This is a genomic window from Anaerosacchariphilus hominis, assembly GCF_014290175.1.
Taxonomy (GTDB): Bacteria; Bacillota; Clostridia; order Lachnospirales; family Lachnospiraceae; genus Laedolimicola; species Laedolimicola hominis.
The window spans coordinates 373,022-395,825 of record NZ_JACOOR010000003.1 but is presented as its reverse complement, the minus strand read 5'-3'; the positions used below and the strand labels follow the sequence as shown (position 1 = coordinate 395,825).

Here is a 22,804-nt window from a genome sequence, read left to right as displayed (position 1 = left end):
ATGAGATTAAAAAGTACAGGCACGGATGCAGTGATCCGTGCCTTTGAAAAGAGCGATATTTCTCAGATTCTGCTGACCGTCGCCGGCATGCTGATTTATGCCATCGGCGTCAATAGTTTTATCGTACCTGCAGGACTTTACAGCGGCGGCGTCATGGGCATCAGCCAGATTATCCGTACCCTCCTGGTGCGGTACGCGCACTTGAATTTCGGCGGAACAGACATTGCGGGTATTATCAGTTTGATTTTGAATTTGCCGCTTTTTCTGCTGGCTTATATGTCGGTGGGACGTCATTTCTTCTGGAAGACGGTCATCTGCGTGGTGAGCCAGTCCCTGTTCCTGACCTTGATTCCCATTCCGGCCAGTCCCATTGTGGAGGATACCATTACGGCGACCCTGATCGGCGGCATCGTCGTGGGAGCCGGTATCGGCGTTTCCCTCCAGAGCGGCGGCTGCAGCGGCGGCACAGATATCCTTGGAATGTATTTTACGAAAAAATATAATGATTTCAGCGTGGGAAAGCTGAATCTGATCATCAATCTTCTGATTTACGGAACCTGTGCCATGCTGTTTGATATTAAGGTGGTAATTTACTGCGTCATTTATGCGGCGGTCAATACGCTGATGGTGGACAAGACTCACACCCAGAATATCCGGACGGCAGTAATTATCATTACCAAGGAGGATCCGGAGAAAATCAAGCACTATATCATGGACGAGCTGGCCCGTGGCGTGACCCACTGGGACGCCACAGCAGGTTATACGGATGACCGGTCGCATATCCTTTTTACAGTCATGTCCAAGCATGAGCTGTCCATGCTGAAGCAGGAAATGAAGTACATCGATCCGAAGGCTTTCGTGGTCAGCAAGGACAATGTGGGCATCGAGGGCAGATTCGCGAAGCATCTGTAGTCTCCGGCCAGGGGAACCCTTTCCGGGGTGCTGCGTATAGTAATAATACAAAAGAACGGAATATTCCGGAATATTTTCTATAAGGAAAAAGCCTGCGTCCGAATATGGGATGCAGGCTTTTTGCGCGTTCGGAGACTACCGGGCCTTGTTTACGAAGGATTCGCAGTCGGTACATTCCACCTTCGTGGGATTGAGCTCATGGGTGCCTACCTGGATCTTGTTCAGGGTGCAGTAGTTCTCATTCTGGGCGTGATGAGTGCAGTTGTTGACGGTGCAGGCGATGGCTTCGTTTTTGTTTGTCATCATATAAGTCCTCCATTTCCCCGCGGTCCGGCCGCGGCTTTTTATGCTACAGAGCTAGTGTGTACGGAAACGGGAAAAATATACGTCAAAAAGCTCCTGCCGGAAATGATTCGGCGGGAGCTTTCTGATGGCTCTATACTATTGAAGAAGGAGAGTAACAATGATAAAGTTCATTGTCGCAGATATATGTAAAGGGAAGAGTCCCATTATATTTAGGCGAGACCGGTCGGCACCGAAAACAGCGCCGGCAGCCTCATTTTATAATCTGATTTGCGTCTGCAATGTTTTTTGCTTTGCTTCATCTGATGTATCTATCATACAAAATGGTTGTGTCTAATCTGTGTCCGCGTTCTTAACAAACCATTGGGATTTTCTAAAAAATATATAAATTGGAAAATTGTTTCCGGATGCGGGGTATGATATAATGTCTATCGACATTATATCTTGCCGGATGGCATGCAAAGGGGAAGGAGAATGCAGATGTCGTTCATCAGCGTATTTGACGTGCTGGGTCCGAATATGATCGGCCCGTCCAGCTCCCACACGGCGGGAGCGGCCAGAATCGCCTATCTGGCTCAGAAAATGATAGCAGGTCCCCTGGTTCAGGTGGACTTTATTCTATATGGTTCCTTTGCCCGGACCTATCGGGGACATGGTACGGACCGGGCGTTGCTGGGCGGTATCATGGGCTTTGATACGGACGATGTGCGGATCCGGGAGTCTTTTGCCATCGCCCGGGAGCAGGGCATCGCCTTTTCCTTTACGCCGGATCTGAAGGAGAATGAAGTGCATCCGAACACTGTGGACATCCACATGATGAATAAAGCGGGACAGGAGATGCGGGTCCGGGGTGAGTCTCTGGGCGGCGGCAAGGCCCGGATCTGCCGCATTAATCAGGTGGAGGTGGACTTTACCGGCGAGTACAGCGCGGCCATCGTGATTCATCAGGATCGACCCGGCGTGGTGGCTCACATCACCAGCGTATTGAGCCGTCACGGAGTGAATATCGCTTTTATGCGGCTGTTCCGGGAGGGCAAGGGCGATATCGCCTACACCATCGTGGAGTCCGACGGACGGCTGCCGGAGGCGGTGGCCGGGGAGCTGCGGGAAAATGAGAATGTACATGAAGTGATGATTGTGCAGCCCTAGAAATGAGATAGCCGGAGACTTTCACGCCGTGGGCGGCAGACACAGCCGGGAAACTGCGGACGGTAATCAAGTGAGGATTTGTGAAAATGGATTTTAAGAATGCGAGAGAACTGCTGGAACTGTGTGAGAAGCATAAAATGCGTATTTCCGATGTGATGCGCCAGAGGGAGATAGAGGAGGGAGAAACCACCGGAGAAGCCTGTGACGCCCGGATGAAAAAGGCTTATAAAATCATGGGAGAATCCGCCAGAGGGTCCATAGAAAAGCCCGGAAAATCCATGGGCGGCCTGCTGGGCGGCGAGGCTGCCAGGCTTTATGGATGGCAGCAGGGAGAGGGACAGGCCCGAAGCCTCTGCGGGTCTGTGCTGGGCCGGGCTGTGACCTATGCCATGGCCGTGCTGGAGACCAACGCCTCCATGGGACTGATTGTGGCAGCGCCCACAGCGGGCTCTTCAGGTATCGTACCGGGGGTTATGCTGGCCATGGAAGAACAGTTTGACTTTACGGAACAGGAGATGGTGCAGACCCTCTACAATGCGGGCGCCGTGGGTTATCTTGCCATGCGGAACGCCACCGTAGCAGGCGCCGTGGGCGGTTGTCAGGCCGAGGTAGGGGTGGCCTCTGCCATGGCGGCATCCGCAGCGGTGGAGCTTCTGGGCGGAAGCCCGAAGGCCTGTCTGGACGCAGCTTCCACAGTTCTCATGAATCTGCTGGGTCTGGTTTGCGACCCCGTGGGCGGCCTGGTGGAATATCCCTGCCAGAACCGCAATGCCGCCGGAGCTGCCGTTGCCCTGGCCTCTGCCGAAATGGCGTTGGCAGGCGTCCCCCAGCTGATTCCCCTGGACGAAATGATCGCGGTCATGTACAACGTGGGAAGACGCATCCCGGCAGAACTGCGCGAAACAGCCCTGGGCGGCTGCGCCACCGCGCCGTCGGCCTGCGAGGCCTGCGGAAAGTGCTGAGATTCCGCGGAAGTCCCCGGAAATGCAAATTACCCCTTTACAAATATTTCATTTTCCAGTATAATATCAGTTGCTGACATAGCAGGCTGGAATAGCTCAGTCGGTAGAGCACTTCACTCGTAATGAAGGGGTCGAGGGTTCAAGTCCCTTTTCCAGCTTTTACAAAATCGTGAAAAGCCCGAAAATAAGCTGTTTCTAAAGAACAACAAAGAAAAATGGGGCAAAAAAATGAAAGGCCATCCAGAAAATCCTGGGTGGCCTTTTTGACAGGCAATTATTTCAGATCCAGCTCCACCGGGCAGTGATCCGACCCGAAGATCTCCGTATGGATGGAAGCTCCGGCCAGCCGTTCCTTCAGACGCTCCGAGACGATGAAGTAGTCGATGCGCCATCCCGCGTTCTTCTCCCGGGCGCGGAAACGGTAGGACCACCAGGAATAGATGCCCTCGGCATCCGGATAGAAGTAGCGGAATGTGTCCACAAAGCCGGAAGAAAGCACAGTGGTCATTTTGGCGCGTTCTTCGTCGGTGAAGCCGGCGTTTTTTCTGTTGGTTTTCGGGTTCTTCAGGTCGATTTCCTGATGGGCCACGTTCAGGTCGCCGCAGTAGATGACAGGCTTTTTCCCGTCCAGACCTTTGATGTAGGCGAGAAAGTCATCCTCCCACTGCATCCGGTAGTCCAGCCGTTTCAGACCGTCCTGGGAGTTGGGGGTGTAGACGGTCACCAGATAAAAGTCCGGGAATTCCAGAGTGATAACCCGGCCTTCGTGATCGTGTTCTTCCATGCCGATGCCGTAAGCGACGCTCAGAGGTTCTTCTTTGGTGAACACGGCCGTACCGCTGTAGCCTTTCTTCTCGGCATAGTTCCAGTACTGGTGATATCCGGGCATAGTCAGGTCGATCTGGCCCTCCTGAAGCTTTGTTTCCTGCAGACAGAAAACATCTGCGTCCAGCTTCTGAAAATCTTCCATAAAGTTTTTTCCCACACAGGCCCGCAGGCCGTTTACATTCCAGGAAATCAGTTTCATAGGAATCCTCCTTGTCGGATTTGATATGAGAAAAGATTTGATCTTTTCTTCTATTTTACATATAATGAGTATATTGATAATAGTTCAGTACTAGCCTGAAGCACTTGCTGCTGAAGGCGTAAAAAAGTGATTCAGGAGTGCAAAATCCCATCGGAGAAGCCGATTTTCATGGATTTTGCAGAGGTAACTGGTCAGGTACTGAACAGTTACCCCTATTATAGTGATTTTGCGAAGGAAAGTAAAGAAAAGCAGAATTCAAAATCGGAAATAACTTATTGGGAAATATTCTGAAGAAAGGAAAACGTGATGGGAAAAAAATACGATGTAACAGCCCTGGGAGAACTGCTGATCGATTTTACATCCAATGGAGAGAGCGCACAGGGAAATCCGCTCTTTGAGGCCAATCCGGGCGGAGCGCCCTGCAATGCGCTGGCCATGCTGAACCGCCTGGGAAAGAAGACAAATTTTATCGGAAAAGTGGGAGAGGATCAGTTTGGACGTACCCTTCGTGATACCCTGCGGGAGCTGGGCATCGGCACGGAGAATCTGATGCTGGACAAGGATGTACATACCACCCTGGCCCTGGTACATACCTTCCCGGACGGAGACCGGGACTTCTCCTTCTACCGGAAGCCGGGCGCGGATATGATGCTCCGGGCCGACGAGGTACAGGAGGAGCAGGTGGCGGAAAGTCGTATTTTTCATTTCGGTACGCTGTCTCTCACAGACCAGCCGGTGCGCGATGCCACCATTCAGGCATTGGAGTACGCGAAGAAGCATGGCGTGACTGTTACATTTGATCCGAACCTGCGTCCGCCCCTCTGGGATGATCTGGAGGAAGCAAAGGAGCAGATCTGGTTTGGTCTTTCCCAGTGCCAGGCTGTCAAGATGTCCGAGGAGGAGCTGGAGTTTATCACCGGCGAGACCGATTTTGACCGGGGCGTGGCGGCCGTGAGGGAACGCTATGACATCCCGCTCATCTGCATTACCATGGGTAAGGGAGGAAGCCGGGCGTATTATAAGGAACTGGTAGTCAGCCGGGAGGGCTTCATCCAGGAGCATACCATCGAGACTACCGGAGCCGGAGATACTTTCTGCGCCTGCATGATCAATTACGTGCTGGATCACGGCCTGGCCGATGTCACAGAGGAGAGCCTGAAAGAGATGCTGACCTTTGCCAATGCGGCTGCGTCCCTGGTAACTACCCGGAAGGGAGCCCTGCGCGTGATGCCCACCCGGGAAGAGGTGGAGGCGCTGATCAAAGAGCGCAGCTAAAGATGCAAAACGCGGCGGCATTTATGTGCCGTTGTGACAAATAAAGTAAGAGGAGATTATGTTTTATGGAGAAATTACTGGACCGGATTACCGCTGCGGTATCCGAAGCCTTTGTAAACTGCGGCTATGAGGCCGAGTACGGAAAGGTCACCATTTCCAACCGCCCGGATCTGTGCGAGTATCAGTGCAACGGAGCCATGGCAGGCGCGAAGAAGTATCACTGCGCGCCCATTCAGATCGCCAACAAGGTGGCGGAGAGCTTAAAGGAGCAGGAGCTGTTTTCCGAGGTCAATGCGGTAAATCCGGGCTTTCTGAACCTGAAGCTGGCACCTGCGTATGTGCAGGAGTACCTGCAGGGTATGGCTGACGACGAGCGTCTGGGCTGCGAGAAGACCGCAAACCCGAAGACCATCGTCATCGACTACGGCGGACCCAACGTGGCGAAGCCGCTGCATGTGGGACATCTCCGCTCTGCCATCATCGGCGAAAGTGTAAAGCGTCTGGGCCGTTTCGTGGGTCACAAGGTGACCGGCGATATCCATCTGGGGGACTGGGGTCTGCAGATGGGACTGATTATCACAGAACTGAAGGAGCGTAAGCCGGATCTGGTATACTTTGACGAGAGCTATACCAGCGAGTACCCGACGGAAGCGCCCTTTACCATTTCCGAGCTGGAAGAGATCTATCCGGCAGCCAGCGCCCGCTCCAAGGAGGACGAGGCGTACAAGGAGCAGGCCATGCACGCCACCTATCTGGTGCAGCACGGTCACAGAGGCTACCAGGCCATTCTGCAGCACATTTTAAATGTGTCCGTGACCGACCTGAAGCGCAACTACGCGAACCTGAACGTGGAATTCGATCTGTGGAAGGGCGAGTCCGACGCACAGCCTTACATCCCGGATATGGTGGAAAAGCTGAAGAAAGAGGGCTTCGCTTACGAGAGCGAGGGGGCTCTGGTGGTGGATGTAAAAGAAGATACCGATACCAAAGAGGTTCCGCCCTGCATGATTCTGAAATCCGATGGAGCGTCCCTGTATACCACCACTGACCTGGCAACCCTGGTGGAGCGCAGGAAGCTCTTTGACCCGGACGAGGTCATTTACGTGGTGGACAAGCGTCAGGAAATGCACTTTATCCAGGTGTTCCGCTGCGCCAAGAAGACCGGCCTGGTGAAGCCGGAGACGGATCTGGAGTTCTTAGGCTTCGGTACCATGAACGGCAAGGACGGCAAGCCCTTCAAGACCCGTGAAGGCGGCGTTATGCGTCTGGAGTACCTGATTTCCGATATCAACGAAAAGATGTATCAGAAAATCGCGGAGAATCCCGAGATCTCCGAGGAAGAGGCACGGGAGACCGCCAGGAAGATCGGCCTGTCCGCCATCAAGTATGGCGACCTGTCCAATCAGGCCTCCAAGGATTACGTGTTCGATATCGACCGTTTCACCTCCTTCGAGGGAAATACGGGTCCCTATATCCTGTACACCATCGTGCGGATCAAGTCCATCCTGAACAAGTATCAGGCTCAGGGCGGCGACCTGGCCAAGGGACGGATTCCGGTAGCGGAAAATGACAGTCAGAAGACGCTGGAGCTGACTCTGGCCCGTTTCAACGGCGCGCTAGAGAATGCCTTCGACGAGCTGGCGCCCCACAAGGTCTGCGCTTATATCTATGAGCTGGCCAATGCCTTCAACAAGTTCTACCACGAGACGAAGATTCTCGGCGAGGAGAACGAGGAGAAGCGCGCGGATCTGGTAGCTGTGCTGCAGCTGACCAAGCGGGTACTGGAGACCTGTATTGATGTGCTGGGCTTCGAAGCGCCGGAGAGAATGTAAAATAAATATTATGAAAATAAATGGCGGAAAGTCCTAAAAATGCAGGATTTTCCGCCACTCTCATTTTATGTCATGTCCATATACACGCATTTATGCTAAGATAAAATCAGAAAAACGCAGCAGGAGGATTTCACCATGGAACAGATCAAGACCGGAAAATTCATTGCGGAACTGAGAAAGGAAAAGGGCATGACCCAGGAAGAGCTTGGAGAAAGGCTTGGCGTCAATTCCCGCAGTGTTTCCCGCTGGGAAAATGGTCACGGAATGCCGGATATTTCGCTCTTGCTCGAACTGGCAGATGTGCTGGGTGTGACAGTGCAGGAGTTACTGGAGGGAAGCAGACGGGAAAGAAAAAGTGGAAATGCCGGAGTCGTCACCTATGAGGGATTGCATACCGTGGTGCGGTATCTGAATCAGGAGCGGGCAGCCTGGAAGAAACAGATCGATTCCAGCCTGAAATTCAGTCTGTTTTGCGTAGGTGTGGCCACTGTCGGATATGTGGTTATGGAGCTGCTCCGGGCATACAGAGGAATAGATGGCGGCATCATCGATGGAGTTCTGATGCTGATGCTGTGCGGTTTTATCCGTATCCTGCAATGCCAGCGTATGAATAAAGATGAATACGAGTTCACCACCGACCAGCTGGAAAGCCTGATGGAAAACCATTATCCCAGTATGCATACAGCAGAAGAAATGTTATGCTTTCTGGAAAGCCGCCAGCAGCCGGAGCCGGATGAAAATAAGTGTCTGAAGATTCTGAAAGCCATCGAAGCAGAGTTACAGCCCGGCGAAGCCGTCGAACTGGTCACCCAGTACGGCGAATACACCCGGAATGCCCTTCCCATGATGTGGCACCCTATCATCGTCTTCACCGGCCACCGCATGATCATCGGCGGCGAGCGCCAGAAGGGCATGCTCATGGTAGAATACGACACCGAAAGCTACGAAAAAGACGACATCATTTCCAACCGTACTGTATGTGACGGCATTCAATGGGAAATGATCATCGGCACGAAGCAGGCGGAGCTTCGGTTTACCATCAAAAAGAAGAGACAGACGCAGTAGAGCGCAAATAAAATGCCGCAGGTTCCACAAAAGAACCCGCGGCATTTGTCGATGAGACAAAATAAGAAGATAAACGCTTAATCCGCTACTGCCATTTCCTTCACCTTCGCAAAAGCCCGGTTCACCGCCGGAATCGCCAGCACAATCAACGTAATAGCCGTCTCGCAGCCCAGATAAGAGCCGTTGTAGGCCAGAGAATAAACCGGGGCGCTCATGCCGGATCCTTCCGCGTACATGCCGAAGAAAATCAGGCCGGACAGGAACGCGAAGAGATAGCGGCCCAGGACGCCCACAATGTAGCCTTTCACAAGGCCGTTTTTCTTGTTACAGAAGATACCGGACAGACCCAGTGCGCCGAAGGCCAGGACATAGTCCGTAATCATCTGGGGCAGGCTGATGATATAAGGATCGGAGATGAGCTGTAACAGGCCGTAGGCCACGCCGGTCATGATGCCGGTGCGCAGGCCGTACCAGTAACCGATACAGCAGATGAACAGCATGGAAAACAAGGTAACGGATCCGCCCATGGGAGCCTCAAAAAGCTTCAGGAAGGACGTGATCATGGCCAAAGCCATGGCAACGGCAGAAAAAACCAGGTGCTTCGTTTTGAATTTCGTCTTGCCGCCGGTGATGTAGCAGGCCAGAATCAGAAGAAGCAGCATCAGGGCCACCAGAGCGCCGTAGCCCAGGCCCGTCAGGTTATAGGTGGTTCCACCGTAGTCGTCCACCAGTTTCGTAGCAAAAAGTGACATAAAAAATCCTCCTTGGTAAATGAGATTTCACAGGAGGGGATACAAAAGATGCTTCCTTACGCCGGTACTAACCGGTTCAAGTAATGAGGGTCAACACAGATGTGTATTCTCAGCCTTTGGCTCCCCTAGCTGTCGCTATGTGATTAATTTAAATATAGGGCAGACAGGGAGGAAAGTCAAGTGCGGATTTGACAGAGACAGGCCGGGAGCTTATACTTGTAAAAGAAATAATTGCATAGAAAAAGTCCGCCCGGCAGAAAGCCGGATAAGGAAAAGTATAAGAAACGGAGAATCCTATGAACCGAGTACCAAACAACAAAAAAATCATCTTTATCTTAAGCGCCCTCTGCTGTCTCCTGATGGTGGGCGTGAATCTCTATCAGCAGAAGACCTGGCGGAGCATGGACCTGATTATTTTTATGGGTCAGAGCAATATGAGCGGCGCAGGCGGTGACGCCAGTGCTGCTCCGGAGCTCACCGAAGGATCCGGTTACGAGTATCGCGCTGTGACCGATCCGGACACTCTGCATGTGCTCAGCGAGCCCTTCGGAGAGAAGGAAAACCGGGGCGCACTGGACGACACCGAGCTTCTGGAGCGCAAAGGCAGCCTGGTGACTTCTTTTGTAAATGCCTATTACGGGCAGACGAAGGTACCGGTGGTGGCTGTGTCCGCGTCCCGGGGCAGCTCATCCCTGAACGGCTGGCTGACCAAGGGCCTGAAGGAAGAGGCGGCCGAGCGTCTGAAGGCGGCAAAGGACTGCATGAAAAAAGAAAAAATCCATGTATACCGCACCTACATGGTCTGGTTCCAGGGAGAAGCCGACGCGAATCTGGAGACCACGGCCGACGAATACAAGGCGCAGCTTGCGGAGCTTGTTTCCTACATGAAGGAACAGGGCGTGGAAAAATGCTTTCTGATTCAGCTTGGACCGGATCTGACCGACCCGGCGAAGCATCAGGAGATCATGGACGCGCAGCTGACAGTCTGCGAGGAAAATGAAGATCTGGTCCTGGTCTCCACCCTTCCGGCTGAGCTGATCGATCCGGATCTGCGGGATGTGCTGGGCATTCATTATAAGCAGGAGGCCCTGAACCTCATCGGCGCGGATGCCGGAAAGAATGCGGGAGAGTATGTGAAGGATCATGGAACGGAAAAGTAGCTTCGGAAAGATATTATGGGAAGTGGGAGGCCCGCTGCTGCTGAATGAGGTGCTGACAGTGGCCTTACAGTCGGTGTTTGGCGTCTGCTTCTCCGGGATGCTTTCCCGGCAGGGAGCGCAGGTCTGGATGCTGGCCCTGGTAAATACGATGGAGATTCCGGTGTTTTATTACCTGTATTGCCGGAGCCGCCAAAAAGACGGCCTGGAGGCAGACGGCAGGGAAAGCCTCTGGAAAACGGGAAAAAGTGTGAAGCCGGAGCGGCTGCTCTGGGCGATTCTCGGCGGTCTCTTTCTAGGCCGGGGCTTCAATGCCCTGCTGGGCCTGACGCCGCTCCCACGGCTGTTCCCGGGCTATGCCCCGGCGGTGGAAAGGCTTTATGGCGGCAGCGTGCTGGCGGTGGTGGCGGCCAGCGTGCTGGCGGCTCCCATTCTGGAGGAGCTGCTGTTTCGCGGAATCATTTACGGCAGCCTGAAACGGGGACTTCCAAGCTCCAGGGCAGCGCTGATCTGTGCGTCCCTGCTTTTCGGTATCCTTCACGGCAATGTGGTTCAGGGGGTATTCGCGTTTCTGGTGGGCCTGTTTCTGAACTGGATTTATGAAGCGGAAGGCTCTTTACTTCCGGCTATCCTGGCCCACAGCGCAGTGAACGCTTCTACAGTGTTCCTGGCGGTGGCGGAACCGGAGTGGCTGACGGCGCTTATGGAGCAGACGCCCTTTTACCTGGTGATGACAGCTTTCTGTCTGCTGGCCGGGTTCTGGTGCTGGAAGAAATTTCAATTCTGAATTGTTTCTGCGAGACCTGATTTGAAAGAAAAAAGAAAAAACAAAGACACAATTCAAATAAAATTAATAAATTTACAAATAATCTGACAATATAGAAAAAAGTTCCTCTTTACATCCGAAAAAAATCGTTGTATAGTACCAATAAAGTCAGGGCAGGACGCTGCACTGAGAAATAAAATCAATGAGCAAATGAAATAGCGAGTTCAAGGATCTGGAGGGATAAGTATGAGCCAACAGAGCAAGGGATTGTATGACCCGCGATTTGAGCACGATAACTGCGGTATCGGTGCAGTGGTCAACATCAAAGGATTGAAAAGTCACGAGACCGTGGCGAACGCATTGAAAATTGTAGAGAACCTGGAACACAGGGCCGGCAAAGACGCCGAAGGTAAGACAGGAGACGGAGTAGGAATCTTATTACAGATATCACATAAGTTCTTCTCCAAAGCTGTCAAACCTCTCGGCGTCTTTTTAGGTGAAGAAAGAGATTACGGTATCGGTATGTTTTTCTTCCCCCAGGATGAGCTGAAGCGCAATCAGGCCCGGAAGATGTTCGAGATTATCGTAGAAAAAGAGGGTATGGAGTTCCTGGGATGGAGAGAGGTTCCCACCGTGCCGTCTGTCCTTGGAAGCAAGGCCCTGGAGAAGATGCCGTGCATCATGCAGGGCTTTGTAAAGCGTCCGGCGGACGTGGAAAAGGGACTGGACTTCGACCGGAAGCTCTATGTGGCCCGCCGGACCTTCGAGCAGTCCAATGACGACACCTACGTGGTATCCCTTTCCAGCAGAACCATTGTGTACAAGGGAATGTTCCTGGTACATCAGCTGCGTTCCTTCTTCCAGGATCTGCAGGATACGGATTACGAGTCGGCCATCGCCATCGTACATTCACGTTTCAGTACCAATACGAACCCCAGCTGGGAGCGGGCCCATCCCAACCGTTTCATCGTACACAACGGCGAGATCAATACCATCCAGGGCAATGCGGATAAGATGTTGGCCCGGGAGGAGACCATGGAGTCCAGCCATCTGAAGAAAGACCTGAACAAGGTCCTTCCGGTGGTCAATGCCTCCGGTTCCGACTCCGCCATGCTGGATAACACCCTGGAGTTCCTGGTCATGAGCGGCATGGATCTTCCGCTGGCAGTTATGATTACCATTCCGGAGCCCTGGGATAACAATAAGGCCATGTCTCAGAAGAAACGTGATTTCTATCAGTATTACGCCACCATGATGGAGCCCTGGGACGGACCGGCCTCCATCCTGTTCAGCGACGGCGATGTGATGGGAGCAGTTCTGGACCGCAACGGTCTCCGTCCTTCCCGTTACTATATCACCACCGACGATGATCTGATTCTTTCCTCCGAGGTGGGAGTCCTGGATATCGATCCGACCAAGATCGTAGTCAAAGAGAGACTGCATCCGGGCAAAATGCTTCTGGTGGATACAGTCAAAGGCGAGGTGATCGACGACGAGCATCTGAAAGAGAAATACGCTTCCGCACAGCCCTACGGCGAGTGGCTGGACAGCAATCTGGTACAGTTAAAGGACCTGAAGATCCCCAATGAAAGAGTACCGGAGTTTTCCGCAGACGAGCGCAGAAAACTGCAGAAGTCTTTTGGATACAACTACGAGGAATACCGCACCTCCATCCTGCAGATGGCCCAGAACGGAGCCGAGGGCATCGGAGCCATGGGTATCGACACCCCGCTGGCGGCATTGTCCGAGGAGCATCCGCCGCTTTTCAACTATTTCAAGCAGCGGTTCGCCCAGGTAACGAATCCGCCCATCGACGCCATCCGTGAGGAAATCGTCACTTCTACCACCGTGTATGTGGGCAAGGAAGGAAATGTGCTGGAGGAGACGCCGGAGAACTGTCGTCTGCTTCGCATCAACCATCCGATTCTGACGAACACAGATATCCTGAAGATCAAGAGTATGAAAGTTCCGGGCTTCAAGGTGGAAGTGCTTCCGATTACCTATTATAAGAACACCAGCCTGAAGAAGGCTATGGAGCGCCTGTATGTGGAGGCCGACCGGGCTTACCGGGACGGAGCGAACATCCTGATTATCTCCGACCGGGGCGTGGATGAGAACCATGTGGCCATTCCGTCATTGCTTGCGGTATCCGGCCTGAACCAGCATCTGGTTACCACCAAGAAGCGTACCGGCGTGGCGTTGATTCTGGAGAGCGGCGAGCCCAGAGAGGTACATCATTTCGCAGCGCTTTTAGGCTACGGCGCCTGTGCTATCAACCCCTATCTGGCACAGGAGACCATACGGGAACTGGTATCATGCAGGCTGCTGAATAAAGATTATTACGCAGCCGTAGACGATTATAACAGCGCGGTACTTCATGGCATTGTAAAAATCGCTTCCAAGATGGGCATTTCCACCATTCAGTCTTATCAGGGCTCCAAGATCTTCGAGGCCATCGGTATCGACAAGGATGTGGTGGACGAGTACTTTACCAATACTGTCAGCCGTGTGGGCGGCATCACTCTGGCAGACATCGAGAAACAGGCGGACGAGCTTCATTCCGCAGCCTTCGATCCCCTGGGACTGAACGTAGACCTGACGCTGGAGAGCGTGGGACGCCATAAGAGCAGAAGCGGCGGCGAAAAGCATCTGTACAATCCCCAGACCATCCATCTGCTGCAGGAGTCCACGAAGCGGGGCGACTACAAGATGTTTAAGGAGTACACGGAGCTCATAAACGGGGAAAATAACCGCGGTTATCTCCGCAGACTGATGGACTTCAACTATCCGAAGAAGGGCGTGCCCATCGAGGAGGTAGAGAGTGTGGATTCTATCGTAACCCGGTTTAAGACCGGAGCCATGTCCTACGGATCCATTTCCCAGGAGGCCCATGAATGTCTGGCCATCGCCATGAATACCCTGCATGGCAAGTCCAACTCCGGTGAAGGCGGTGAGAGCCTGGAGCGTCTGGAAATCGGACCGGACGGCCTGAACCGCTGTTCCGCCATCAAGCAGGTGGCTTCGGGACGTTTCGGCGTAACCTCCCGGTATCTGGTCAGCGCCAAAGAGCTGCAGATCAAGATGGCCCAGGGCGCGAAGCCCGGCGAGGGCGGCCATCTGCCGGGCGGAAAGGTGTACCCGTGGATCGCGAAGACCCGTCACTCCACGCCGGGCGTGAGCCTGATTTCTCCGCCGCCTCATCACGATATCTATTCCATCGAGGATTTGGCGCAGCTGATTTATGATTTGAAGAATTCCAACCGGGACGCGCGGATTTCCGTGAAGCTGGTTTCCGAAGCCGGCGTGGGAACAGTCGCAGCCGGTGTAGCCAAGGCCGGAGCCCAGGTTATCCTGATTTCCGGATACGACGGAGGTACCGGAGCGGCGCCCAGAAGTTCCATCCACAACGCGGGACTTCCCTGGGAGCTGGGACTGGCGGAGACTCACCAGACCCTGATTATGAATGGCCTGAGAGGACGCGTCCGTATCGAGACCGACGGCAAACTGATGACCGGCGAGGACGTGGCCATCGCGGCCATGCTGGGAGCCGAGGAGTTCGGCTTTGCGACGGCTCCGCTGGTAACCATGGGCTGCGTCATGATGCGTGTCTGCAATCTGGATACCTGCCCGGTGGGCGTGGCTACCCAGAATCCGGAGCTGAGAAAACGGTTCCGCGGCAAGCCCGAATACGTCATCAACTTCATGCGCTTTATCGCGCAGGATCTTCGCGAGTACATGGCGCGCCTGGGCGTGCGTACCGTGGATGAGCTGGTGGGACGCTCCGACCTTCTGAAGGTACGTGAGGGACTGACCGGCCGCCAGGCGGAGATTGACCTGAGCAATATCCTGAATAATCCGTTCGCGGGCAAGGGCCAGAAGGTGACCTTTGATCCGAAGCAGGTCTATAATTTCGAGCTGGAGAAGACCCTGGATCAGAAGGTGCTGTTCAAACAGCTTCTTCCCGCCCTGGAAAATGGTTCCAAGCGTAGCATCGAGGTGGATGTGAAGAATACAGACCGTGCTTTCGGCACCATGTTCGGTTCCGAGATTACCAAGCGGTATCCGGAAGGACTGGAAGAGGATACCTTTACCGTGAAATGTAAGGGCGCGGGCGGACAGAGCTTCGGCGCGTTTATCCCCAGGGGCCTGACCCTGGAGCTGGAGGGCGACAGCAACGACTACTTCGGCAAGGGCCTGTCCGGCGGCAAGCTGGTGGTCTATCCGCCCAGAGGCGTGCATTACAAGCAGGATGAGAATATCATCATTGGAAATGTGGCCCTCTACGGTGCCACAAGCGGCAAGGCTTACATCAACGGCGTGGCCGGCGAGCGTTTCTGCGTCCGTAATTCTGGCGCGAGCGCAGTCGTCGAGGGCGTGGGCGACCACGGCTGCGAGTACATGACCGGAGGCCGGGTGGCCGTCATCGGCAAAACCGGCAAGAACTTTGCCGCAGGTATGAGCGGCGGCGTGGCCTATGTGCTGGATGAGGACAGAGACCTGTATACAAAGCTGAATAAGGACATGGTTCTGATTCAGGAAGTAACAGATAAATACGATGTACTGGAGCTGAAGGGCATGATCGAGGATCATGTGGCTTATACCAACTCCGAGAAGGGCAAGGAAATCCTGGCGAACTTTGGAGAGTATCTGCCCAAGTTCAAGAAGATTATTCCGCGGGATTACCAGAGAATGCTTATGACTATTGTCCAGATGGAGGAGAAGGGCTTAAGCAGCGAGCAGGCACAGATTGAAGCATTTTACGCAAATCAGAAGAAATAAGGAGGGGAGAATCATGGGAAAACCGACAGGATTTATGGAGTATGACCGGGTGAATCCGAAAGCCCAGTCTCCGAAGGAACGTATTAAGCATTTTAATGAATTCCATACCCCTCTTTCCAAAGAGGAGCAGGAGAAGCAGGGAGCGCGCTGCATGGCATGCGGCGTCCCCTTCTGCCAGGCAGGCATGATGATCGGGGGCATGGCCTCCGGCTGTCCGCTGCACAACCTGATTCCCGAGTGGAACGATTTACTTTACATGGGCAACTGGGAGCAGGCCTACAAGCGTCTGAAGCGCACCAGCAGCTTCCCGGAGTTCACGGGACGGGTGTGTCCGGCCCTCTGTGAGAAGGCCTGTACCTGCAATCTGAACGGCGATCCGGTATCCACCAAAAGTAACGAATTAGCCATTATCGAGAATGCGTACAAAGAGGGCTACGCCGTACCGACGCCGCCCAGAAACCGTACCGGCAAGAAGATCGCCATTATCGGAAGCGGTCCGTCGGGCCTTGCTGCGGCGGATCAGTTGAATCACAGAGGACACTCCGTAACTGTATTTGAGCGTTTCGACCGGGTAGGCGGTCTCTTACGCTACGGCATTCCGAATATGAAGCTGGAGAAGCATATCATCGACCGGAAGATCGATATGATGAAGGCCGAGGGCGTAGAATTCGTAGTCAATACGGATGTGGGCAAGGATAAGAAGGCGACAGAGATTCTGAAAGATTATGACCGGGTGATTCTGGCCTGCGGAGCGTCCAATCCCCGCGATATCAAAGTGCCGGGAAGAGAACTGAAGGGAATCTATTTCGCGGTAGACTTCCTGCGGGCCACTACGAAGAGTCTTCTGGATTCCAATTTCGCGGATAAGAAATTTATTTCCACGAAAGGAAAGAATGTCATGGTCATCGGCGGAGGCGACACCGGAAACGACTGTGTGGGAACTTCCATAAGACTTGGCGCAAAATCCGTCATTCAGCTGGAAATGATGCCCAAGGCTCCTGATACCCGAACCGAGAATAATCCCTGGCCCGAATGGCCGAAGGTCTGCAAGACCGATTACGGCCAGGAGGAAGCCATTGCCATGTTCGGCTCCGACCCGCGTATCTATACCACCACAGTCAAGGAGTTCATCGGTGACAAGGCGGGCAACCTGAAGAAGGCCGTCTGCTGCAAACTGGAGAGCAGAAAGGACGAGAAGACCGGACGTATGATGATGGTGCCCATCGAGGGCAGCGAGTTCACCCTGGACGTGGACGTGGTCCTGATCGCCGCAGGTTTCCTGGGCAGTCAGGACTATGTGACCAAGGCATTTGGCGTGGAGGTCAATGCCAGAACCAATGTAAATACCGCTCCGGGTCAGTACAAGACCAACGTGGACCGGGTATTCACTGCAGGAGATATGCACCGGGGTCAGTCCCTGGTCGTCTGGGCCATCCGCGAGGGCCGCGAAGCCGCCTGCGCGGTGGACCTGGATCTGATGGGATATACGAGTCTGCAGGTGCAGTAAATACTTGCAAAAATCAGCTGCAAAAAACGTGTTACTTCTAATCAAAATAGTGAATTGACAATGGAAAAATGGCGCTATATAGTAAAGGGGATAGGGCAGTTTTGTCCAAAAGAACAAACGGAGGTAGTACAATGAAAAAAGTTATCGCTACAACTAATGCACCCGCAGCCATCGGCCCCTATTCTCAAGCCATTGAATACAACGGTATGGTATACGCGTCCGGCCAGATCCCGGTGAATCCGGCTACCGGCCAGGTAGAGTCTGACAACATCGAGGGTCAGGCAGACCAGTCCCTGAAGAACGTGGGAGCTATCTTAAAAGAGGCGGGTCTGGACTACAGCAACGTCATTAAGACCACCTGCTTTCTGGCAGATATCGCGGATTTCGCCAAGTTCAACGAGGTCTACAGCCGCTACTTCAAGGAAGAGGCACCGGCCAGATCCTGCGTGGCAGTGAAGGATCTGCCCAAGGGAGTGCTGTGCGAGGTAGAGGTTATCGCGGGAAGATAAAATCATTCCATAAGGGAACAGGAAAGCAGAGTATCGGAAGTGAGATTTCGATACCCTGCTTTTTTCGGGAATGAATCGACGCAGATTCATTCCCGTTTTTTTATTACGCCCCGCATAGCTCGCTCAAAGGATGAAAGGTATACCCCATCTCTTCCCATTTCGTCAGCAGCTCGTCGAGAATCTCCCCATTGGTTTTGGAAGTGTTGTGGAGCAGAACCACAGCGCCCGGGTGGACGCGGGTCAGGAGCTTGTCGAAGGCCTGCTCATGGGTGGGCTGGTCATCCTGCTTCCAGTCCACGTAGGCCAGGCTCCAGAAGAAGGTGCGGTAGCCCAAATCTTTGGCCATCTGCAGATTCTTTTCACTGTAAATGCCCTGGGGCGGCCGGTAATACTTTGAAATAGGTTCACCTGTGACTTTCTGATAAAGGGCTTCCAGGGAATTTAATTCTCTGGAAAAATCTTCCATGGAACTGATTTTCGACATATCCGGATGATGATAAGTGTGATTGCCGACAGTGTGCCCTTCGGCCAGCATCCGCTTCACCAGATCCGGGCTGGTTTCCAGATAATTGCCCACCACGAAAAAGGTGGCCGGGGCGCTGTGCTTTTTGAGAGCATCCAGAATCACAGGCGTATTGCCGTTTTCAAAGCCGCAGTCAAAGGTCAGATAAAGCTTTTTTTCGTCAGTTTCCTCCAGATAATAGGCATCGTACTCCCGAAGAGCAGCTGTGGATGCAGTGCCGGTGGGCTGGGTTCCGGGTTCGCCGAAGCCCAGGCCCCAGCTTGCGGACGCTGTTCCGGAGATGGGAAGAAGTGCGCCGCCATCAGAGACCCGCGCCACGCTCTGTCCGCCAAAATAGGCCAGGGTCAGCAGCAGGGCGATGCCGAGAATGCGGAAAAACAGATGAAGGGACATGGAAGCAGCAGGTTTCATGGGCAGACTCCTTGCGTTTGAAATAGTACAGCATATGCGAAACGTCAGAAAATTATGAAAAGGACAGCAGGCCTGTCAAAAGGATTCGTACCGGAACGGGAAAGCCGGAGGGGTGTTCAGCTCAGGAGGAATAGACTATGAAATATGCGAAATTAGTAGCTATGGGTTGTGCAGTCGTGCTGGGAACGGCGGGGCTTACCGGATGCTCGAAGACCATCGATACCACACAGACTTCGGAGGCAGAGGACAGAGAGACTGTTAGCGCGCAGGTGACAGCTGCAGACGATATCAAGGAGAGCAGGTGCTGTAAACCCGTTCGATGTGCATGGCCAGATAGCCGATCTCCATTTCATCAAAGGCGAGACCGGTGGAAATGGCCAGACGGTCGCAGACGGCGGTGGCCAGGGCGTAGGATTTGGGAAATTTAACAGACATATAGTCGTTCATATTCACCTTCAGATCTTCGCCGGTGACGCCACGGGCGACCATGTATTTGATATGATTCATGAGACGATTGTAGGCAAGGGAGAGTACGTCAATGTGCTCTCCTGTTTCCTGCTCCAGCATGTCAACACACTCCCGGACGGCCCGGGCGGTCTGCATAGCCATGGAAATTTTTTCATCCTCGATGGCGGAGTGGATGTGGAGGGCCACGTAGCCCACCTCGTGATCGTCGATGGCGAGCCCAAGACGTTCCCGGAACAGGTCTTTGATGATGGAAGCAGCCTTGAATTCGCTGTAGAACAGAGAGCGGATATCATCGGTCAGGGGATTGCTGATCTGTTCGCCGTTCCGAACCCGGGAGGCCGCGAAGGACAGATGATCGGCCAGGGGCAGCATGACCCGGCGATCCACATTTCCGAAGCGGCTTTCCGCTTCCTGCATGACTGCATCCGCCATCTCGATAAACTGGGGATCTACCGTCTGGGCCAGGGCCCTGGCAGAGCCCCGATCCGTATCCTCAGCCAGCCGGTAGACGGAAGTCCCTTCCGGCTTTTCAAACCGTTCAGAGACTTTCTTGCCGAAGCCCAGTCCCTTTCCCAGCAGGACATATTCCTGATTGTCGTCCATATCAATGGCAATTACGCCGTTATTATTCAGAACTCTGCTCACCCGATACATAATGGAATCTCCCCCATAAGCGATATTAAAATTATGGTATCAAATAGGGAGAAAAAAGTAAAGAGGAGATAAAAAATACTTGACTTTCCCATAAATTATGTTGTATACTCACCTTGCATTAAGTGTGTAACTGTTCGGCAGGCATTAACTTGGCATAGATATCACAAATATTTTTGTATGTTTATGTAGGGTTACTGTCTTTTTTTGTGCCAAAAATCCGGTTATCCGGAGAATCGGAATTTTGCCGCGCATAAATACCTTCATAGACGTCAAAAATAAGATTGCATTTCAAGGAGAGAGAAAAATGAAAGACAAGATTTTTGGCGTATTGCAGCGGGTGGGACGCTCCTTCATGCTTCCCATCGCCATTCTCCCGGTAGCGGGTCTGCTGCTGGGTATCGGTAGTTCCTTTACCAATGAAACCACCATTGCCACCTATGGCCTGACTGCCATCCTGGGCAAGGGTACCATTTTAAATTCCCTGTTAATTATCATGAATCAGGTGGGCAGCGCCGTGTTCAATAACCTGCCGCTGATCTTCGCCGTGGGCGTAGCCATCGGTATGGCCCACAAGGAGAAAGAAGTATCCGCCCTTTCCGCGCTGATCGCCTTCTTCGTTATGAACACTGCCATCAATGCCATGCTGCAGATCAACGGCGAGATTCTGGCTGATGGAACCATTTCCGCAGATGTGCTGGAAGGAACCATCACCTCCGTGTGCGGCATCCAGTCTCTGCAGATGGGTGTATTTGGCGGTATCATCGTAGGTCTTGGCGTAGCTGCCCTGCACAACCGCTTCCATATGATTGAGCTTCCCAACGCATTATCCTTCTTCGGCGGCTCCCGTTTTGTCCCGATCATTTCTACCGTGGTGTACATGTTCGTCGGAATCCTGATGTATTTTGTATGGCCGGTAGTACAGAACGGAATCTACGCTCTGGGCGGACTGGTAACCGGCAGCGGTTACATCGGAACCCTGATTTTCGGTATCATCAAGCGCGCGCTGATTCCCTTCGGCCTGCATCACGTATTCTACATGCCCTTCTGGCAGACCGCAGTGGGCGGCACCATGGAAGTGGCAGGACAGCTGGTACAGGGCGGTCAGAATATTTTCTTCGCCCAGCTGGCTGATTCCGCCCATGTGGCACATTTCAGCGCAGACGCGACCCGTTACTTCTCAGGAGAGTTCATTTTCATGATCTTCGGTCTGCCGGGCGCTGCGCTGGCCATGTATCGCTGCGCAAAGCCGGAAAAGAAGAAGCAGGCAGGCGGTCTTCTCTTATCCGCGGCACTGGCTTGTATGTTTACCGGAATCACAGAGCCCCTGGAGTTCTCCTTCCTGTTCGTAGCACCGGCACTGTTTGTCGTACAGGTGATCCTTGCGGGATCCGCGTACATGATTGCTCATATGCTGAATATCGCAGTAGGTCTGACCTTCTCCGGCGGTTTTCTGGATCTGTTCCTGTTTGGTATCCTGCAGGGAAATGAGAAGACCAGCTGGCTTCGCATCATTCCGGTGGGTATCATTTACTTCATTCTGTATTATGTAATTTTTACATTTATGATTAAGAAGTTTGACTTCAAGACACCGGGCCGCGAGGACGATGATGAGGAGACCAAACTGTATACAAAAGCAGATGTAAACGCGAAAAACGCGGCAAACGCCACCGCATCCGGAAGCGCTTCCGCAGACCTGGTCAGCGAGACCATTACCAGAGGTCTGGGCGGTAAAGCCAATATCACCGGCGTGGACTGCTGCGCCACCAGACTGCGCCTGACTGTGGCAGATTCCTCTAAAGTAAATGAGGCGCTGATTAAGTCCACCGGATCCAGAGGCATCATCATCAAGGGCCAGGGCGTCCAGATCATCTACGGACCCCAGGTAACCGTTATCAAGGCAAAGCTGGAGACTTATCTGGAGACCGTTCCGGATACCTTTGAGGAGGAGAACGTGGCTGAGACGGCCAGTGCAGCTTCCGTCACAGAAACAGCAGAAAATGCAGACTCCGCAGAGAAAAAAGTAGTCTCCACCACCATCATTTCCAGCCCTATCACCGGACTGGCTACCGCTCTGGAGAACGTGCCCGACGAGGGTTTTGCAGGGAAAATGATGGGCGACGGCGCAGCCGTAACTCCCGAGGATGCCACCATCTGCGCACCGGAAGACGGCGAGGTAGTCTTTGTATTTGATACCAAGCATGCCATCGGCTTCCAGACCGACAGCGGAGTGGCTCTGCTTCTCCACATCGGTATCGATACTGTGAATCTGAACGGCGAGGGCTTCCGGGTGTTCGTGGAGAACGGCCAGAAAGTGAAGAAGGGAGATCGCCTTATGCAGATCGACATCGACTTCCTGAAGAGCCATGCACCCTCCCTCTGCTCCCCGGTACTCTGCACCGAGCTTGCTGAGAACCAGCGCATCCGCCAGATCGGCGACGGCGAGATCAAGGCGGGAGATCCCCTGTTTGCGGTGGAAACCCTGGCGTAACTTTTTTATTATTGAAATGAAATTTAGGCAGTGAACTGCCAGAACAAAAATATCCCCTGACGGGAACACGCACATTTTCCTACTCATCCCTACGGAAAATGATCTAACGTTCCCGCCAGGGGATATTTTTGTTCTGGCAGGGAGATACCTCTTTTTCCATGTGACCGCCTGCGGACGACAAAAAGTTGCCGTCCGCGGTCAAAAAGATCCATCTCCCAGTTGAAAAAACACGAAAATTGTTCTATAGTATTACTAATATGGAATT

At 53.2% G+C, this 22,804-nt stretch carries 17 protein-coding genes, 1 tRNA gene and 1 riboswitch; of the genes, 13 read left to right on the top strand and 5 right to left on the bottom strand.

Annotation, left to right across the window (positions count from 1 at the left end):
• A complete protein-coding gene (locus tag H8S44_RS06790; protein WP_186871830.1) occupies nt 1–912 on the top strand; it encodes a YitT family protein in 912 nt (303 codons plus the stop codon).
• A 135-nt stretch (nt 913–1,047) separates the two neighbouring features.
• Here the strand turns inward: H8S44_RS06790 and H8S44_RS06785 are convergent, their stop codons facing one another.
• The gene (locus H8S44_RS06785) at nt 1,048–1,218 is read right to left on the bottom strand and encodes a DUF1540 domain-containing protein (protein ID WP_186871829.1); all 171 of its coding nucleotides are present in this window, start codon (nt 1,216–1,218) and stop codon (nt 1,048–1,050) included.
• A 477-nt stretch (nt 1,219–1,695) separates the two neighbouring features.
• Here H8S44_RS06785 and sdaAB point away from each other — a divergent pair, with 477 nt between their 5' ends.
• From sdaAB to H8S44_RS06770, 3 genes are all read left to right on the top strand, one after another.
• Nucleotides 1,696–2,364 carry an L-serine ammonia-lyase, iron-sulfur-dependent subunit beta gene (sdaAB, locus tag H8S44_RS06780; protein ID WP_186871828.1) on the top strand — a complete coding sequence of 223 codons (669 nt, stop codon included), beginning with the start codon at nt 1,696–1,698 and terminating at the stop codon, nt 2,362–2,364.
• A gap of 86 nt (nt 2,365–2,450) precedes the next feature.
• Nucleotides 2,451–3,326, top strand: coding sequence for an L-serine ammonia-lyase, iron-sulfur-dependent, subunit alpha (gene sdaAA / locus H8S44_RS06775; RefSeq protein WP_186871827.1), 876 nt, complete (start codon nt 2,451–2,453; stop codon nt 3,324–3,326).
• 85 nt (nt 3,327–3,411) lie between these two features.
• Nucleotides 3,412–3,484: transfer RNA gene (locus H8S44_RS06770), tRNA-Thr, on the top strand.
• A gap of 116 nt (nt 3,485–3,600) precedes the next feature.
• On the opposite strand, the gene H8S44_RS06765 is transcribed toward H8S44_RS06770, so the two are convergent.
• Nucleotides 3,601–4,353 (bottom strand): exodeoxyribonuclease III, encoded by a 753-nt coding sequence (locus H8S44_RS06765; RefSeq protein ID WP_186871826.1) that lies wholly within the window; start codon nt 4,351–4,353, stop codon nt 3,601–3,603.
• 306 nt (nt 4,354–4,659) lie between these two features.
• Here H8S44_RS06765 and H8S44_RS06760 point away from each other — a divergent pair, with 306 nt between their 5' ends.
• The 3 genes from H8S44_RS06760 (at nt 4,660) to H8S44_RS06750 (ending at nt 8,525) form a co-directional block, all read left to right on the top strand.
• Nucleotides 4,660–5,628, top strand: a complete 969-nt coding sequence (locus H8S44_RS06760) for a carbohydrate kinase family protein (protein ID WP_186871825.1) — start codon at nt 4,660–4,662, stop codon at nt 5,626–5,628.
• Between the two features lie 65 nt (nt 5,629–5,693).
• Complete coding sequence (argS, locus tag H8S44_RS06755; protein ID WP_186871824.1) at nt 5,694–7,460, top strand: arginine--tRNA ligase; 1,767 nt, start codon at nt 5,694–5,696, stop codon at nt 7,458–7,460.
• A gap of 135 nt (nt 7,461–7,595) precedes the next feature.
• Entirely contained in the window at nt 7,596–8,525 is a 930-nt protein-coding gene (locus H8S44_RS06750) for a helix-turn-helix domain-containing protein (protein ID WP_186871823.1), read from the top strand.
• Between the two features lie 77 nt (nt 8,526–8,602).
• Here the strand turns inward: H8S44_RS06750 and thiT are convergent, their stop codons facing one another.
• Complete coding sequence (gene thiT / locus H8S44_RS06745; protein WP_186871822.1) at nt 8,603–9,277, bottom strand: energy-coupled thiamine transporter ThiT; 675 nt, start codon at nt 9,275–9,277, stop codon at nt 8,603–8,605.
• 36 nt (nt 9,278–9,313) lie between these two features.
• Nucleotides 9,314–9,414: riboswitch (TPP riboswitch) on the bottom strand.
• A 159-nt stretch (nt 9,415–9,573) separates the two neighbouring features.
• Here thiT and H8S44_RS06740 point away from each other — a divergent pair.
• The 5 genes from H8S44_RS06740 to H8S44_RS06720 all read left to right on the top strand — a co-directional run bounded on the left by H8S44_RS06740 (nt 9,574) and on the right by H8S44_RS06720 (nt 17,995).
• Nucleotides 9,574–10,437, top strand: coding sequence for a sialate O-acetylesterase (locus tag H8S44_RS06740; RefSeq protein ID WP_186871821.1), 864 nt, complete (start codon nt 9,574–9,576; stop codon nt 10,435–10,437).
• Entirely contained in the window at nt 10,421–11,221 is an 801-nt protein-coding gene (locus H8S44_RS06735) for a CPBP family intramembrane glutamic endopeptidase (protein ID WP_186871820.1), read from the top strand. Before H8S44_RS06740 ends, H8S44_RS06735 begins: the two co-directional genes overlap by 17 nt.
• Before the next feature lie 225 nt (nt 11,222–11,446).
• Nucleotides 11,447–15,979, top strand: coding sequence for a glutamate synthase large subunit (gene gltB, locus H8S44_RS06730; protein ID WP_186871819.1), 4,533 nt, complete (start codon nt 11,447–11,449; stop codon nt 15,977–15,979).
• 13 nt (nt 15,980–15,992) lie between these two features.
• Nucleotides 15,993–17,486, top strand: coding sequence for a glutamate synthase subunit beta (locus H8S44_RS06725; RefSeq protein WP_186871818.1), 1,494 nt, complete (start codon nt 15,993–15,995; stop codon nt 17,484–17,486).
• A gap of 131 nt (nt 17,487–17,617) precedes the next feature.
• Entirely contained in the window at nt 17,618–17,995 is a 378-nt protein-coding gene (locus H8S44_RS06720; protein WP_186871817.1) for a RidA family protein, read from the top strand.
• A gap of 103 nt (nt 17,996–18,098) precedes the next feature.
• On the opposite strand, the gene H8S44_RS06715 is transcribed toward H8S44_RS06720, so the two are convergent.
• The gene (locus H8S44_RS06715; RefSeq protein WP_243167494.1) at nt 18,099–18,929 is read right to left on the bottom strand and encodes a polysaccharide deacetylase family protein; all 831 of its coding nucleotides are present in this window, start codon (nt 18,927–18,929) and stop codon (nt 18,099–18,101) included.
• A 288-nt stretch (nt 18,930–19,217) separates the two neighbouring features.
• On the bottom strand, nt 19,218–20,051 hold the full coding sequence (locus tag H8S44_RS06710; RefSeq protein ID WP_186871816.1) for a PRD domain-containing protein: 834 nt from the start codon (nt 20,049–20,051) through the stop codon (nt 19,218–19,220).
• A 304-nt stretch (nt 20,052–20,355) separates the two neighbouring features.
• Here H8S44_RS06710 and H8S44_RS06705 point away from each other — a divergent pair, with 304 nt between their 5' ends.
• Nucleotides 20,356–22,539 (top strand): PTS transporter subunit IIABC, encoded by a 2,184-nt coding sequence (locus H8S44_RS06705; RefSeq protein ID WP_186871815.1) that lies wholly within the window; start codon nt 20,356–20,358, stop codon nt 22,537–22,539.
• Nucleotides 22,540–22,804 lie beyond the last annotated feature (265 nt).